This is a genomic window from Streptomyces sp. NPDC021100 (assembly GCF_044333095.1).
Lineage (GTDB): Bacteria > Actinomycetota > Actinomycetes > Streptomycetales > Streptomycetaceae > Streptomyces.
In genome coordinates this window covers 162007-175663 of record NZ_JBIRQH010000012.1, presented here as the reverse complement: position 1 = coordinate 175663, position 13657 = coordinate 162007, and the positions used below count along the sequence as shown (strand labels likewise).

The 13657-nt window shown below is 75.8% G+C and carries 13 protein-coding genes; 7 read left to right on the top strand and 6 right to left on the bottom strand.

Annotated elements, in window-relative coordinates; genetic code table 11:
* Positions 1–134 precede the first annotated feature (134 nt).
* Positions 135–1616: an SDR family NAD(P)-dependent oxidoreductase gene (locus ACH4PU_RS22215; protein ID WP_398274605.1), complete on the top strand. Its 1482-nt coding sequence runs from the start codon at positions 135–137 to the stop codon at positions 1614–1616.
* A 98-nt stretch (positions 1617–1714) separates the two neighbouring features.
* On the opposite strand, the gene ACH4PU_RS22210 is transcribed toward ACH4PU_RS22215, so the two are convergent.
* Together ACH4PU_RS22210 and tsaD are read right to left on the bottom strand one after the other, a co-directional pair.
* Positions 1715–2122 carry a hypothetical protein gene (locus ACH4PU_RS22210; protein WP_398274602.1) on the bottom strand — a complete coding sequence of 136 codons (408 nt, stop codon included), beginning with the start codon at positions 2120–2122 and terminating at the stop codon, positions 1715–1717.
* Between the two features lie 49 nt (positions 2123–2171).
* Positions 2172–3227 (bottom strand): tRNA (adenosine(37)-N6)-threonylcarbamoyltransferase complex transferase subunit TsaD, encoded by a 1056-nt coding sequence (gene tsaD, locus ACH4PU_RS22205; protein ID WP_398274735.1) that lies wholly within the window; start codon positions 3225–3227, stop codon positions 2172–2174.
* Positions 3228–3335: 108 nt separating this feature from the next.
* Here tsaD and ACH4PU_RS22200 point away from each other — a divergent pair, with 108 nt between their 5' ends.
* The gene (locus ACH4PU_RS22200) at positions 3336–3923 is read left to right on the top strand and encodes a hypothetical protein (protein WP_398274599.1); all 588 of its coding nucleotides are present in this window, start codon (positions 3336–3338) and stop codon (positions 3921–3923) included.
* Positions 3924–3991: 68 nt separating this feature from the next.
* On the opposite strand, the gene ACH4PU_RS22195 is transcribed toward ACH4PU_RS22200, so the two are convergent.
* Complete coding sequence (locus ACH4PU_RS22195; protein WP_398274596.1) at positions 3992–5245, bottom strand: MFS transporter; 1254 nt, start codon at positions 5243–5245, stop codon at positions 3992–3994.
* Positions 5246–5631: 386 nt separating this feature from the next.
* Between ACH4PU_RS22195 and cbiE the strand changes: the two genes are divergently transcribed.
* Positions 5632–6999, top strand: a complete 1368-nt coding sequence (cbiE, locus tag ACH4PU_RS22190) for a precorrin-6y C5,15-methyltransferase (decarboxylating) subunit CbiE (protein WP_398274593.1) — start codon at positions 5632–5634, stop codon at positions 6997–6999.
* Positions 6996–7760: a precorrin-4 C(11)-methyltransferase gene (cobM, locus tag ACH4PU_RS22185; RefSeq protein WP_398274590.1), complete on the top strand. Its 765-nt coding sequence runs from the start codon at positions 6996–6998 to the stop codon at positions 7758–7760. Before cbiE ends, cobM begins: the two co-directional genes overlap by 4 nt.
* A gap of 3 nt (positions 7761–7763) precedes the next feature.
* On the opposite strand, the gene ACH4PU_RS22180 is transcribed toward cobM, so the two are convergent.
* A complete protein-coding gene (locus ACH4PU_RS22180) occupies positions 7764–8027 on the bottom strand; it encodes a dsRBD fold-containing protein (protein WP_398274587.1) in 264 nt (87 codons plus the stop codon).
* Positions 8028–8181: 154 nt separating this feature from the next.
* Here ACH4PU_RS22180 and ACH4PU_RS22175 point away from each other — a divergent pair, with 154 nt between their 5' ends.
* Positions 8182–9003 carry a MerR family transcriptional regulator gene (locus tag ACH4PU_RS22175; RefSeq protein WP_398274732.1) on the top strand — a complete coding sequence of 274 codons (822 nt, stop codon included), beginning with the start codon at positions 8182–8184 and terminating at the stop codon, positions 9001–9003.
* 22 nt (positions 9004–9025) lie between these two features.
* Here the strand turns inward: ACH4PU_RS22175 and ACH4PU_RS22170 are convergent, their stop codons facing one another.
* Both ACH4PU_RS22170 and ACH4PU_RS22165 read right to left on the bottom strand, forming a co-directional pair.
* On the bottom strand, positions 9026–9742 hold the full coding sequence (locus ACH4PU_RS22170) for a hypothetical protein (RefSeq protein ID WP_398274584.1): 717 nt from the start codon (positions 9740–9742) through the stop codon (positions 9026–9028).
* 204 nt (positions 9743–9946) lie between these two features.
* A complete protein-coding gene (locus ACH4PU_RS22165; RefSeq protein WP_398274581.1) occupies positions 9947–11107 on the bottom strand; it encodes a cobalt-precorrin-5B (C(1))-methyltransferase in 1161 nt (386 codons plus the stop codon).
* A 72-nt stretch (positions 11108–11179) separates the two neighbouring features.
* On the opposite strand from ACH4PU_RS22165, the gene ACH4PU_RS22160 reads away from it, so the two are divergent.
* Together ACH4PU_RS22160 and ACH4PU_RS22155 are read left to right on the top strand one after the other, a co-directional pair.
* Positions 11180–11941, top strand: coding sequence for a cobalt-precorrin-6A reductase (locus ACH4PU_RS22160; protein ID WP_398274578.1), 762 nt, complete (start codon positions 11180–11182; stop codon positions 11939–11941).
* A 323-nt stretch (positions 11942–12264) separates the two neighbouring features.
* Complete coding sequence (locus tag ACH4PU_RS22155; RefSeq protein WP_398274575.1) at positions 12265–13590, top strand: NDP-hexose 2,3-dehydratase family protein; 1326 nt, start codon at positions 12265–12267, stop codon at positions 13588–13590.
* The last annotated feature ends 67 nt before the right edge of the window (positions 13591–13657 follow it).

Below are 13657 nucleotides of genomic sequence, written 5' to 3'. Positions count from 1 at the left end.
ATGGGCTCTCCGGTGTGTATGTCCAGCGTGGAGGCGCCTTGCGTTCGCCGGGGCGGGTTTGGTAATGGAGCCGGGCTTCCGTACAGTTTCCCGGAAGCCTCAATCGAACGTATGGACTGGAAACAACAGCGGCTATGACGGTCACAGAAGAGAGCCGCGGCGACGCCCGGGGCACCGCCGAGGGGGCGGGCATCGCCCCCGAGCGCCTGGCGATCTGCCTGGACGTGCTCAAGGAGCTCGACGAGCTGCCGATCGACCACCCGGACGCGATCGCCGTCCGCCGGGCCACCTCGGGCATCTACCGCACGGTCAAGCAGCGCCGCCGCCAGGAGCGCCGGGCCGCCAAGACCGCCCACGACCGCCAGGTCACCGAGGCCACGGCCACCGGCTCCGCCGACCGCATCGACGACGAGACGCAGGGCATCCTGCCCAGCTCCAGCACCCTCGGCGAGATAGCCGGCATCCTGGAGCGCCCCCGCTCCTGCTACATCTGCAAGACCCGCTACGTCGAGGTCGACGCGTTCTACCACCAGCTCTGCCGTCCCTGCGCGGCCGAGAACCGCGCCCGGCGCGACGCCAGGACCGACCTCACCGGCCGCCGGGCGCTGCTCACCGGCGGTCGCGCCAAGATCGGCATGTACATCGCGCTGCGGCTGCTGCGCGACGGCGCGCACACCACCATCACCACCCGGTTCCCGAACGACGCCATCCGCCGCTTCAAGGCGATGCCGGACAGCGACGAGTGGATCCACCGGCTGAAGGTCGTCGGCATCGACCTCCGCGACCCCGCGCAGGTCGTGGCGCTCGCCGACAGCGTGGCCGCCGAGGGCCCGCTCGACATCCTGATCAACAACGCGGCCCAGACCGTACGCCGGTCGCCGCGCGCCTACAGCGAGCTCGTCGCCGCCGAGTCGGCGCCGCTCCCCGCCGGCGCGCTGCCGGCGGCCGAGGTGATCGGCGCGTTCGGCAGCGGCGCCGTGGACGCCGTGGCCGCGCTCCCCACCGGGAACGGCGACGGCCTGACCGCCCAGGACGTCACCGACCTCGCGCTGGTCTCCGGCTCCGCCTCGCTCGCCCGCATCGAGGCCGGCACGGCGATCGACGCCGGCGGCCTGGTCCCCGACCTGGACGCCACCAACAGCTGGATCCAGACCGTCTCCGAGGTCGACCCCGTCGAGCTGCTGGAGGTCCAGCTCTGCAACTCGACCGCGCCGTTCATCCTCATCAGCCGGCTGCGCCCGGCGATGGCCGCCTCCACGGCCCGCCGGAAGTACGTCGTCAACGTCTCCGCCATGGAGGGCGTCTTCAGCCGCGGCTACAAGGGCGCCGGCCACCCGCACACCAACATGGCCAAGGCCGCGCTCAACATGCTCACCCGCACCAGCGCCGACGAGCTGCTGGAGACCGACGGCATCCTGATGACCGCCGTCGACACCGGCTGGATCACGGACGAGCGCCCGCACCCCGACAAGGTGCGGCTCGCCGAGGCGGGCTTCCACGCCCCGCTCGACCTGATCGACGGCGCCGCCCGCGTCTACGACCCGATCGTGCGCGGCGAGGAGGGGGAGGACCTGTACGGGTGCTTCCTCAAGGACTACCGGCGCGCCGACTGGTAGTCGTCGGGGCGGAGGAGTGACCGGACGGGCCGGGGCGCGGGAAGCGTCCGGCCCGTCCGGCGTTTCGCGGGGTGACGGGCTCGCCGTCCGTCACCCGTCTACGCCCTGTCCCGGTCCCCGTCCCGGGAACGGAGTTTGCGGGTCACCGGGAAGCGCACCCCCCCGCCCCACAGCGCCGCGCACGACAGCGCGCCCCAGCCCACCGACACCGCCACCGCGCCGGCCCGGCGGGCCGGTCCCGGCAGGGAGCGGCCCAGGAGTACCGCGTCGCCGAAGTCCGCGGCGATCCGCAGCAGCGTGGCCGTGCGCAGGGCCGCGCCCTCCGGCGCGAGGAGCATCGCCAGTCCGCAGGCCGCGTCGCGCCAGGCCAGCGGGGCCAGCGAGACGTGGACGGCGGCCGTGTCCGGGAGGCCCGAGGGGGCGCCGAGCAGCCGTGGGCGGCGGGTCACCGCCAGTCCGTAGACGGCGGTCGTCGCGCCGATCGCGCGCAGGAGTCCGGTCCGCATGCCGCCAGTCTTCCCCCGAGGCGGCCATACGGCACCCGGGCGCGGTGGGTCAGGTGGCGCGGACGGTTCGGGCGACGGGGTGCAGGGCCGCGTACTCGAGGGGCGCCGACGGGTCGATGGACACGTCCAGCGGGGCGGGCTCCGCGCCCGCGCGGACCAGCAGGTCGCCGACGGCCGCGATCATCGCGCCGTTGTCGGTGCACAGCCGCAGCGGCGGGACGCGCAGGTCCACGCCGGCCGCGGCGCAGCGCTCCTCGGCCAGGGCGCGCACCCGGGAGTTGGCGGCCACGCCGCCGACCACCACCAGAGTGCCGACGCCGTGTTCGACGCAGGCGGCGACGGCCTTGCGGGTGAGGACGTCGGCGATGGCCTCCTGGAGGGAGGCGGCGCCGTCCGCGACCGGCAGCGGCCGGCCCGTCGCGCGGTGCCGCTCGGCCCAGCGGGCGGCGGCGGTCTTCAGGCCGGAGAACGAGAACGTCCACGGGTCGTCGCGCGGCCCGGTCATCGGGCGGGGGAAGGCGACGGCGCGCGGGTCGCCGTCCCGGGCCGCCCGGTCCACGGCGGGGCCGCCCGGGTAGGGCAGCCCGAAGACGCGCGCGACCTTGTCGAAGCACTCGCCGGCCGCGTCGTCGAGGGTGTCGCCCAGGTGGACGATCGGGTCCCGGGCCAGGTCGCGGACCAGCAGCAGCGAGGTGTGGCCGCCGGAGACGATCAGCACCACGCACGGGTCGGGCAGCGGCCCGTGCTCCAGGGTGTCGGCCGCGACGTGCCCGGCCAGGTGGTGCACCCCGTACAGCGGGACGCCCAGCGAGTAGGCCAGCCCCTTCGCCGCGGCCACGCCGACCTGCAGCGCCCCGGACAGCCCGGGCCCGGTCGTCACCGCGACCGCCCCGATGTCCGCCATCGTCAGACCGGCGTCGGCCAGCGCCTGGTGGACCACCGGCGTGGCGGAGTGCACATGGGCGCGGGCGGCGATCTCCGGGACCACGCCGCCGTACCGGGCGTGCTCGTCCATGCTGGACGCCACCGCGTGCCCCAGCAGCTTCCCGTCCCGGACGAGACCGGCGCCGGTCTCGTCGCAGGACGATTCGATGCCCAGCACCACCGGTGAACGTCCCACGCTTCTTCCTCCTGCCGCCTGATGTGTAGTTGCACATCGTACGCAAGAGGGGCTGCCGGGTGCGCTGCCGACGGGTGCGGGCAGGCGGTCGCCATGGCCCTGCACCGGATACGGATCGGTCTCGCCGACCCGTCCGAGGAACACCGCACCGCCGTCCTCGGGATCCGACTGGGCATCCTCCAGGGGGAGATGGGGCAGGTGGCGGAAGGGGTGGAGAGCCTCGTCGCCGCACGGCACCTCTGGCGGCGGCCGGCCGCCGCCGACCCCGAGGAGTACGGGCCCGGCCACGCGCGCTCCCGACTCCGCCTCGGGCAGCTCCTCGTCGAGGCGGGACGGACCGAGGAGGCGGTGGAGGCCACCGGGGAGGCGGTCGTCCGCTGGCACACCCTGCGCCGGGAACGCCCCGGCGCCCACGGGCCCGAGCTCGCCGCCGTGCTGACCGTCCACGCCTCGCTCCGATGGCCGGCGGGCGACCTCGGCGGCGCGCTGGAGGCGACGGGAGAGGCGGTGGAGATCTACCGGGGGCTCACGGGCGTTCTGCCGGACGTGGTGGACCGGCTGCACCCCGTCCTGGAGCTCCAGGCACGGGTGCTCCTCCACAGGGCCGGGACCGGGAGGCGGAGGCGGTGGCGCGCCGGTTGGGGGCGCATCCCGCCGGGGGTGGGGGGCGGGGCGTTCTGACGTGGCCGGGAGGCCGTCGGGGGCCGAAGTCGGGCCCGGGGCCGGGGCGGACGTGGTGGTGCGGTGGCTCAGGGCGTGCCCCGCCACCGGCGTGGGGGGCGGGGCGTTCCGACCCGGCCGGGGCGGTCGCCGCCGGACGGGCGAGCCACCGCCGACAGCGCCGCCACGGCCGCGACGCAGCCGCCGAGCGCCATCAGTACGGGCGGGGACGTGCGGTCCAGCACCCCGCCCCCGGCGAACGCCCCCAGCGAGAACGTCGCCTGGAACGCCGCGGTGAACAGGACCGACGCCGCCTCCGGGGCGTCCGGCGCCGCCCGGACGAACAGCGCCTGCGAGGCCCCCGGCACCGCGCCGTACGCCGCGCCCCACACGGCCAGCAGGACCAGCGCCCCGGCCGGGCCGCCGCCCAGCACCGGCAGCAGCAGCGTCGCGGCCGCGAGCAGGCCGGCCGCCGCCCCGAAGACGTACCGCGGGTGCCGGGCCGCCCGGGCACCGCCGAGGAAGTTGCCGAGGACGCCCGCGGCGCCGTACGCGAGCAGGAACGCGGTGACCGGCCCGCCACCCAGGCCGGTCACCCGTTCCAGAAACGGGGTCACGTAGGTGTACGTCCCGAAGTGGGCGAGGACGACGAGGAACGTCAGGAACGCCGCCGCGCGGGTGCCGGGGCGCCGCAGCACCTCCCCGAGGACCGCCGGGCGGGTCGCCAGGAGCGGCGGGAGCGGCGGGACGGTCAGGAGCAGCGCGGCCAGGACACCGGCCGCCAGGACGGCCAGTGCGACGAAGGCCGTCCGCCATCCGGCGAGGTCTCCGGCCAGGGTGCCGGCCGGCACCCCCAGGACGGACCCGAGCGGGACCGCCGAGAAGATCACCGCGGTGGCCCGGCCGGCCGCCGCCTGCGGCACCAGCCGCTCGGCCAGCCCGGCCCCGATCGACCAGAAGCCGCCGATCGTCACCCCGACCAGGATCCGTGAGACGAGGAGCAGCGGAAGGCCGGGCGCCACGGCGGCGACCACGTCCGCCAGCGTCAGCAGGAGGGTGAGGGCACAGAGCATCATCCGCCGGTCGGCGCCCGCCGTCGCCACGGTGACCAGGGGAGCGGAGACCGCCGCCAGCAGACCCGGGACGGCCATCGTCAGCCCGGCCGCCCCGTCCGAGACGGTGAAGTCCGCGCCGATCGAGGTCAGCAGGCCGATCGGCAGGATCTCGGTGGTGACGATCGCGAAGAGGCCCAGTGTCACGGCGACGACGGCGGGCCAGCCGGCCACCGGCGGCCGGGCGGCCTCGGCCACGCCGCCGGGCGGCGTGGAGGGGAGTACGGACATGGAAGTTCCGTTCGGTACGGGAGAGTTGGGTTCGGTGATCACTCCAGCAGCCCGCCCGGGGGCGGGGCTGGCGGATACGCGACGCGGACGCCGCCGGCGCACGGTGATGTCGCGATTCCGCGAACAGGTAGGGAGGACGGCGTCCCATGCCGGGGCCGCGAGTTCGCCGGCGAGGAGGTGTCCCGGTCGCGAGGGTCCGGGCCCCCGGCCGCTGTGCGCGGCGGACCGCACGAGGCAGGACGTGCCGGCCGCGCCCGCGGGCGCGGCGTCCGCCCTGCCGCCGGCTCCACGGCAACAGCGCGCCCAGGTGCCGGGTGTACCGGAGTCCTCGCAGGTCAGTAGAGTTCCGGTACCGCCCGTCCGTCGACCGTCCGAGGTGTCCGTCCGTGCCCGCCGCGTCCGCTGAGTCCGCCGAGTCGTCCGTGCCCTCAGGGGCCCCCGAGCCCCGCACCCCCGTCACCGTCGTGGGGATCGGCGCCGACGGCTGGGACGGGCTCGCGCCGGGAGCCCGGGAGGCGTTGCGGGCCGCCGAGGTGATCGTGGGCGGGGCGCGGCAGCTCGGGCTGGTGCCGGGGGAGTGCCCGGGGGAGCGGGTGGCGTGGCCGTCGCCGCTGCGGCCCGCCGTGCCGCGGCTGCTCGCGGAGCACGCCGGGCGCCGGGTGGCCGTCCTGGCCAGCGGCGATCCCATGTTCTTCGGCATCGGCCGGACCCTCGCCGACGCGCTGGGCCCCGAGCCGCTGCGGGTGCTGCCGCACCCGTCCTCCGCCTCGTACGCCTGCGCCCGGCTGGGCTGGCCGCTGGACGGCACCGAGGTGATCAGCCTCGTCGGACGGCCGCTCGACGCGCTCGCCGCCGCCCTCCAGCCCGACCGCCGGCTGCTGCTGCTCAGCGCCGGCGCCGGCACCCCGGCCGAGGTCGCCGCGCTGCTGCGCGAGCGCGGCTTCGGGCCGAGCGCGATGACGGTCCTGGAACAGCTCGGCGGCGACCGCGAGGCCCGCCACGAGGGCACGGCGGACGGGTGGGAGCACCCGCCCGGCGACCCGCTGAACGTCGTCGCCGTCGTCTGCCGCCCCGCGCCCGACACCCTCCGGCTGCCGATCGTCCCCGGCCTGCCGGACGAAGCCTTCGACCACGACGGGCAGTTGACGAAGCGTCACGTCCGCGCGGCGACCCTCGCCGCCCTCGGGCCCGCCCCCGGCGAGCGGCTCTGGGACATCGGCGGGGGCTCCGGCTCCATCGGCATCGAGTGGATGCGCGCCCACCGCTCCTGCCGGGCGGTCACCGTCGAGGGCGACCCCGTCCGGGCCGGGCGCATCGCCCGCAACGCCGCCGCCCTGGGCGTCCCGGGCCTGCGCGTCGTCACCGGCGCCGCGCCGGCCGCGCTCGGCGGACTGCCCGCCCCCGACGCCGTGTTCATCGGCGGCGGGCTCACCGCCCCCGGCCTGCTCGACGCCTGCTGGGCGGCGCTGCCCGAGGGCGGGCGGCTGGTCGCCAACACCGTCACCCTGGAGTCCGAGGCCCTGCTCGCCGACCACTACCGGCGGTTCGGCGGCGAGCTGGTCCGGCTGGCCGTGGCGCACGCCGTGCCCGTCGGAGGCTTCACCGGGTGGCGGCAGGCGATGCCGGTGACGCAGTGGGCGGTCGTCAAGCGCGGCGGTGGCGGAGAAGCAGCCGGCCGTCGCGCGGCCGTACCGGCCCAGCAGCCCGTCCGGGCAGCAGCAGAAGAAGCCGTAGAAGGAGCCCACTCGTCATGACCGTCCACTTCATCGGCGCCGGCCCCGGCGCCGCCGACCTCATCACGGTGCGCGGCGCCCGCACGCTCGCCCGGTGCGGCGTCTGCCTCTACGCCGGCAGCCTCGTCCCGCGCGAGCTCCTCGCCGACTGCCCGCCCGGCGCCCGGCTCGTCGACACCGCCAAGCTGGACCTGGACGAGATCACCGCCGAGTTCGTCCGCGCCCACGAGGCCGGCCAGGACGTCGCCCGGCTGCACTCCGGCGACCCGTCCGTCTTCAGCGCCGTCGCCGAGCAGATGCGCCGGCTGGACGCGCACGGCATCCCGTACGAGATCGTGCCCGGCGTCCCCGCCTTCGCCGCCGCCGCGGCCTCCCTCGGCCGCGAACTGACCGTCCCGACCGTCGGCCAGACCGTCGTCCTCACCCGCGTCGCCGAGCGGGCCACGCCCATGCCGCCCGGCGAGGACCTGGCCACCCTCGGCCGCAGCGGCGCCCTCCTCGTGCTGCACCTCGCCGCCCGGCACGCGGACCGCGTGGTCGCCGAGCTGCTGCCGCACTACGGCCCGGACTGCCCCGCCGCCGTCGTCGCCATGGCCAGCCGGCCCGACGAGATCGTGCTGCGTGGCCCGCTCGCCGGCATCGCCGACCAGGTCAGGGCCGCGGGCGTGGTCCGCACGGCGGTCATCCTGGTCGGGCGGACGCTCGGGGCCGAGCAGTTCCCCGACAGCCACCTGTACTCGACGGAGCGCTGCCGCGACGCGGCGGGACGCTCGATGTTCTAGGCGCTAACCGGCCGCGGTCTCCGCCCGCAGGTCGGCCGCCTCGTGGCCGCCCTTCGCGGCGAGCTGCTCGGCGAGGTCCACGAGCGCGCGGGCGCCCGCCAGTTCCTCGCCCACCCGGGCCTCGCCCGGGTCGGCCGGGTGCCGGGCCGCCTTTCCGCGCGCCCGCACCTCGGTGCCGTCCCGCAGCCGCAGCAGGGCGGCGGCGCGGACGTGCCGATCGTCCTCGTCGAACTCGACTTCCACATGCCAGCCCGCGACGTGCTGCACCGTCCTCACCTCCGCACTCGGCACCGGGCCCGGCCCGGCGGTCCCGCCTGCGGGCCCTCGTCCCGTCCAGGCTACGGCGGGCCCCGGGCCGCCGCACCCGCGCGGCCGCGCCGTTGACCCTCACACCGTGTCAGCCGCTTTCCTGAGGGGCGTCATGTTCATCATCGGAGATTTCGCCCGGTACGGACGCGTGTCCGTCCGCATGCTGCGCCACTACGACGCGACGGGGCTGCTGCGCCCCGCCCGCGTCGACGCCGTCACCGGCTACCGCTACTACGAGGCGGGCCAACTCGCCCGCCTCAACCGCGTCATCGCCCTCAAAGAGCTGGGGTTCACCCTCCAGCAGGTGCGGACGATCGTGGACGAGGAGGTCGGCACGGAGGAACTGCGCGGCATGCTGCGGCTGCGCCGCGCCGAACTGGAGGCCGCCGCCACCGCGGCGGCGGCCCGGCTGGTGCGGGTCGAGGCGAGACTCCGCGGTCTGGAGAGCGAGGGAACCATGAGTACCCACGATGTGGTGATCAAGAGCGTCCCGGCGGTACGGGTGGCCGAGCTGAGCGCCGTCGCGGCCGGCTACGCGCCCGAGGAGATCGGCCCGGTGGTCAGCCCGCTGTTCGCCGAGCTGTGCCGGCGGCTGGACGAGGCCGGGGTGACCCCGGCGGGCCCGGCCGTCGCCTACTACGAGGACGACCCCGACGGCTCCGGCGGCATCCTCGCCCACGCGGCCTTCCCGGTCGGCCCGGGGGTCACGGCCGCGGGCTTCGACCTTGTGGACCTCCCCGGCATCGAGACGGCCGCGACCGTCGTCCACCACGGCTCGATGGACGGCGTCCTCCCGACGGCCCAGGCGCTGGCCCGCTGGATCGACGCCAACGGCTACCGGTCGGCGGGGTACGCGCGGGAGCTCTATCTGGAGTGCCCGGAGGACCCGGCGGGTTGGGTGACGGAGCTTCAGGAGCCCTTGCTGGAGGGCTAGTTCATCCCGAACGGGTCGGTGGTCAGCTCCTCGTCATCTTGTCGACGGCCTTGCCGATGTGCTTGTCGACCAGCGCGGGGGAGCCGATGAGCGTCGCCGAGACGCTGCCCTTGCGGACGGTGACGTACTTGATGACCGTCGGCCCGTTCGCGCCGTCCAGGGTCAGGAGCGTGCCGAACCGCTCGTCGCCGAGCGCGGGAAGCTCGGGCTTGGCCGAGGTGGCCCGGGTCGGCGTGGTGCCTTCCGTGAACGAGAAGGAGGGGCAGGAGTTGAAGGAGTCGTAGATCTCCTTGTAGACGGCGGAGAGCCGAGCGGGGGAGTCGCTGTCCAGCTCGACCGCCATCCCCGAGTTCTCGGTCCCGTCGTATTTGAAGCCCGTCTTGACCTCGGCGGCGAGCTTCAGGGAGGGCATCCGGGCGCTGAGCCGCTCCATCGCGGCGCAGCCCGTCGCCCCCGAGGCCGCGTCGTCCTTCCCGTCGTCCGGCACCTCCGTGTAGCCCGGGCCGAGGTCGGCGAGGGTCAGCAGCCGGGTGCGCAGGCGGGCGGCGTCCAGCGGCTTCACGTCGGCATCGGCGCCGCCCGGCTGCTTCCTGTGCGCGTCTCCGGCCGGCGCCTGGGTGCGGACGACCTCCGGGGTCCCCTTGCCGTCTCCCTTGTCCCCGCCGCACGCGGACGTGGCCAGGAGCGCTCCGGCGAGGAGCGGGAGCCCCCACGTCCGGGTGAAGTGCCGAAGCCGCATGTCCCTTTGTCCCCCCTGCTGTTGCCTCACTGGTCCCAGGAGACCCTACCGCCCCGACGGCTACGGAAATCGCCCAGGTCACCCCCGTCCCGGCCCCCTGGGCTCGGCGCGGCCGACGATCGTTCCGGCCCGGTCGATGCGCAGGGTGCCGACGGCGGCGGGCGCCCCGGGGCCGTCGCGCGTCGGTCCGCGCCAGGGGGGGGCTCAGCCCCGTCCCGGCCCCCTGGGCTCCGCGCGGCCCACGATCGTCCCCGCCCGGTCGATGCACAGGACGTCGACGGCGACGGGGGCGCCGCGCAGGACGGCCAGGGCCTCGTCGCGGGCCGTGGCCGCGACCAGGTCGCCGAGCGGGACGCCGCGTGCGGCGCAGCGCTGGAGGGCGTCCAGGCCGGTGTTGGCGGAGGCGACCTCGGCCGCCAGGGTCTCGTCGGCGCCGGCGTGGCGGGCGAGGTCGGCGAGGAAGCCCTTGTCGACCTGGGAGCGGGACGAGTGCAGGTCCAGATGGCCGGCGGCCAGTTTGGAGAGCTTGGCGAAGCCGCCGGCGATGGTCAGTCGGTCCACCGGGTGCCGGCGGATGTACTTGAGCACCGCGCCCGCGAAGTCCCCCATGTCGAGCAGGGCGTCCTCGGGCAGCCCGTGCACGGCCACCGCGACCTTCTCGGACGTCGAGCCCGTACAGCCGGCCACGTGCCGGCGCCCCGCCGCGCGGGCCACGTCGACGCCGCGCCGGATGCTGTCGATCCAGGCGGAGCAGGAGTAGGGGACGACGACGCCGGTGGTGCCGAGGATGGAGAGGCCGCCGAGGATGCCCAGCCGGGGGTTCCAGGTGGAGCGGGCGATCTCCTCGCCGTGGTCGACCGAGACCTCGATCTCCACGTCGCCCGTCCCGCCGTGCCGGGCCGCGACCTCGGCCACGTGCTCGGTCATCAGCCGGCGCGGCACCGGGTTGATCGCCGGTTCGCCCACGGGCAGCGGCAGCCCGGGCCGGGTGACCGTGCCGACGCCGGGCCCCGCCCGGAAGACGACCCCGGATCCGGGCGGCAGGAGCCGTACGGTGGCGCGGATCAGGGCGCCGTGGGTGACGTCCGGGTCGTCCCCCGCGTCCTTCACGATCGCCGCCATGGCGTGCCCGGCGGCCAGTTCCTCCGCCGCCAGGGCGAAGGCCGGCGTCTGCCCCTTGGGCAGGGTGATCGTCACCGGGTCGGGGAAGTCCCCGGTGAGCAGGGCGGTGTACGCGGCGGTGGTGGCGGCCGTCGCGCAGGCGCCCGTCGTCCAGCCGTGCCGCAGACCGGTGTGCGCGAGCTGCGCCGCACGGCCGCCCTTGGCCGTCTCGCCGGGGGGCCCGGCCGCCGTGGTGCCGGTCATGCCGGCCACCCGCCGTAGGCTGGGCCTTTCCGTCCCGGCAAGGGGGCGGAAGCGCGAACGGAAAGGCGGCGGGTGAACGTGAGCGCCGAGCGCCACATCCTGATCCTGGGCGGCACGACGGAGGCCCGCCGGCTCGCTGCGGCGCTGGCCGGCGAGCCGGCCCTGCGGGTCACCAGCTCGCTCGCCGGCCGCGTCGCCGCGCCGCGGCTGCCCGCGGGGCAGGTGCGGATCGGCGGTTTCGGCGGCCCCGAGGGGCTGGCCCGGTGGCTGCGCGAGCAGCACGTCGACGCGCTCATCGACGCCACGCATCCTTTCGCCGACACGATCAGTTCCAACGCGGCGAAGGCCGCCGCGGAGGCTCAGGTTCCGTTGCTGGCCGTCCGCCGCCCCGGCTGGACGGCGGGCCCGGGGGACGACTGGCGTCCGGTCGGGTCGCTGGCCGAAGCGGCGGAGGCGCTGCCCGGCCTGGGGAACCGGGTCTTCCTGACCACGGGCAGGATGGGACTCGCCGCCTTCGCGCACCTAGAGAATATGTGGTTCCTCGTGCGCTCGGTCGACGCCCCCTCGCCCCCCATGCCGCCCCGGACCGAGATCCTGCTGGCCCGGGGACCTTTCACGGTCGACGGCGAGCGCGAACTGCTGCGCCGGCACCGCGTCGACGTCCTGGTGACCAAGGACAGCGGCGCCACCGCCACGGCCGCGAAACTGACCGCCGCCCGCGAGGCCGGGATCCCCGTCGTCGTGATCCGGCGCCCGCCGCTCCCCGCGGACGTCCCGGCGGTCGCCGCGCCGGAGGAGGCGGTGGCGTGGGTGCGGCGGACGGTGTCGGTCTGACGCGCGCACGCCTCTGATCTGACGCGGGTACGCCTCTGAACGGGACGGGCGGGCCGCATCGCGGCGGGGCGTGAAGGGATGGCCGCGAGCCGGTCCCGTGCTCCAACTCGCCTATTCCGTACGTGACTTGTGTGCCAGGCGGTGCTGCGCGGTGCCGCTGTTCCGCCCCGGGCGCACACGCTCCGCCGCCCCCACCCGCGTTCAACTGCGCATCCGCGCCCCGTCCGGGTGCGGCAGGCTGTGCGCACAGAGCGTTCCGAGTACGTCCCGCAAGCGTTCCGGGGCCGGCCCCCCCGGGGCCCGGCCCAGGGAGTGTCGCGACGGTGTCCACGGATCTCGCCGAATTCCACCGCTGGTTCGAGGAGCGCCGCGCCGCGCACGCCTACCGGGTCACCCGGGTGCCCCTGACGAAGCTCGACGGCTGGAGCGCGGATCCGGCGACCGGCGACCTCGTCCACCGCAGCGGCCGCTTCTTCGGCGTGCACGGCCTGGACGTCCGGGTGCCCGGGCGCGCGGTGGAGGAGTGGCGGCAGCCCGTCATCAGCCAGCCCGAACACGGCATCCTGGGCATTCTCGTCCGGGACTTCGACGGCGTCCCGCACTGCCTGCTCCAGGCCAAGATGGAGCCCGGCAACGTCAACGCCCTCCAGCTGTCGCCCACCGTGCAGGCCACCCGCAGCAACTACACCCGGGTCCACCGGGGCCGTGCGGTGCCGTACCTCGACCTGTTCACCACCCTGGGCTGCGGCCGGCCGCTCGCGGACGCGCTGCAGAGCGAGCAGGGCGCCTGGTTCCTCGCCAAGCGCAACCGCAACATCGTCGTCCGGACCGTCCGGACCGACGAGGACATACCGGTCCTCGACGACTTCCGCTGGCTGAGCATGGACGAGATCGGCCGGCTGCTCGCGGTGGACGACCTCGTCAACATGGACACCCGGACCGTGCTCTCGCACCTCGCCGGCGGCGCCGGGCCCGCCGCCGCCCGCTTCCACGGACGCCCGCTGCACTCCCTCCCCGAACTCCTCAACTGGCTCACCCACCACAGAACGGCCGAACCGACCGTCCGCCGCCGCATACCGCTGCGGGAGACCACCGGCTGGCGGGTGACCGACGACGAGGTGGGCCACGAGGAGGGCCGCTACTTCCGGATCATCGGTGTCGACGTCCGGGCGGGCAGCCGGGAGGTGGCCGCCTGGTCCCAGCCGCTGCTCGCCCCCTGCGGCCAGGGCGTCGTCGCCTTCCTCGTCCGCGACATCGGCGGCACCCCGCACGTCCTCGTCCGGGCCCGCGCGGAGGCCGGCACCCTGGACACCGCCGAGATCGGCCCCACCGTGCAGTGCGTCCCCGCCAACTACGCCCACCTGCCGGAGGACCGGCGCCCCCGGCACCTCGACACCGTGCTGGCCGCCGCCTCCGGGGCGCGGCCCGGCCGCGTCCTGTTCGACGTGGTGCAGTCCGAGGAGGGCGGCCGCTTCCACCACGCGCGCAACCGCTACCTGGCCGTCCGCGTCGGCGACGACGTCCCGCTGGAGGAGGGCGACGCGTTCCGCTGGGCGGCCTGCGGGCAGCTCGCCGCGCTCAACCAGTACGGGGGCCTCCTCAACGTGGAGGCCCGCACGCTGCTCGCGTGCATGGGGTTCATCCCGTAGGAGGGGCGGCCGTGTTCGCCGCCGCCCCCCAACGGGTCTGCCCTTCGGACGGACCCGCCCTACCGAC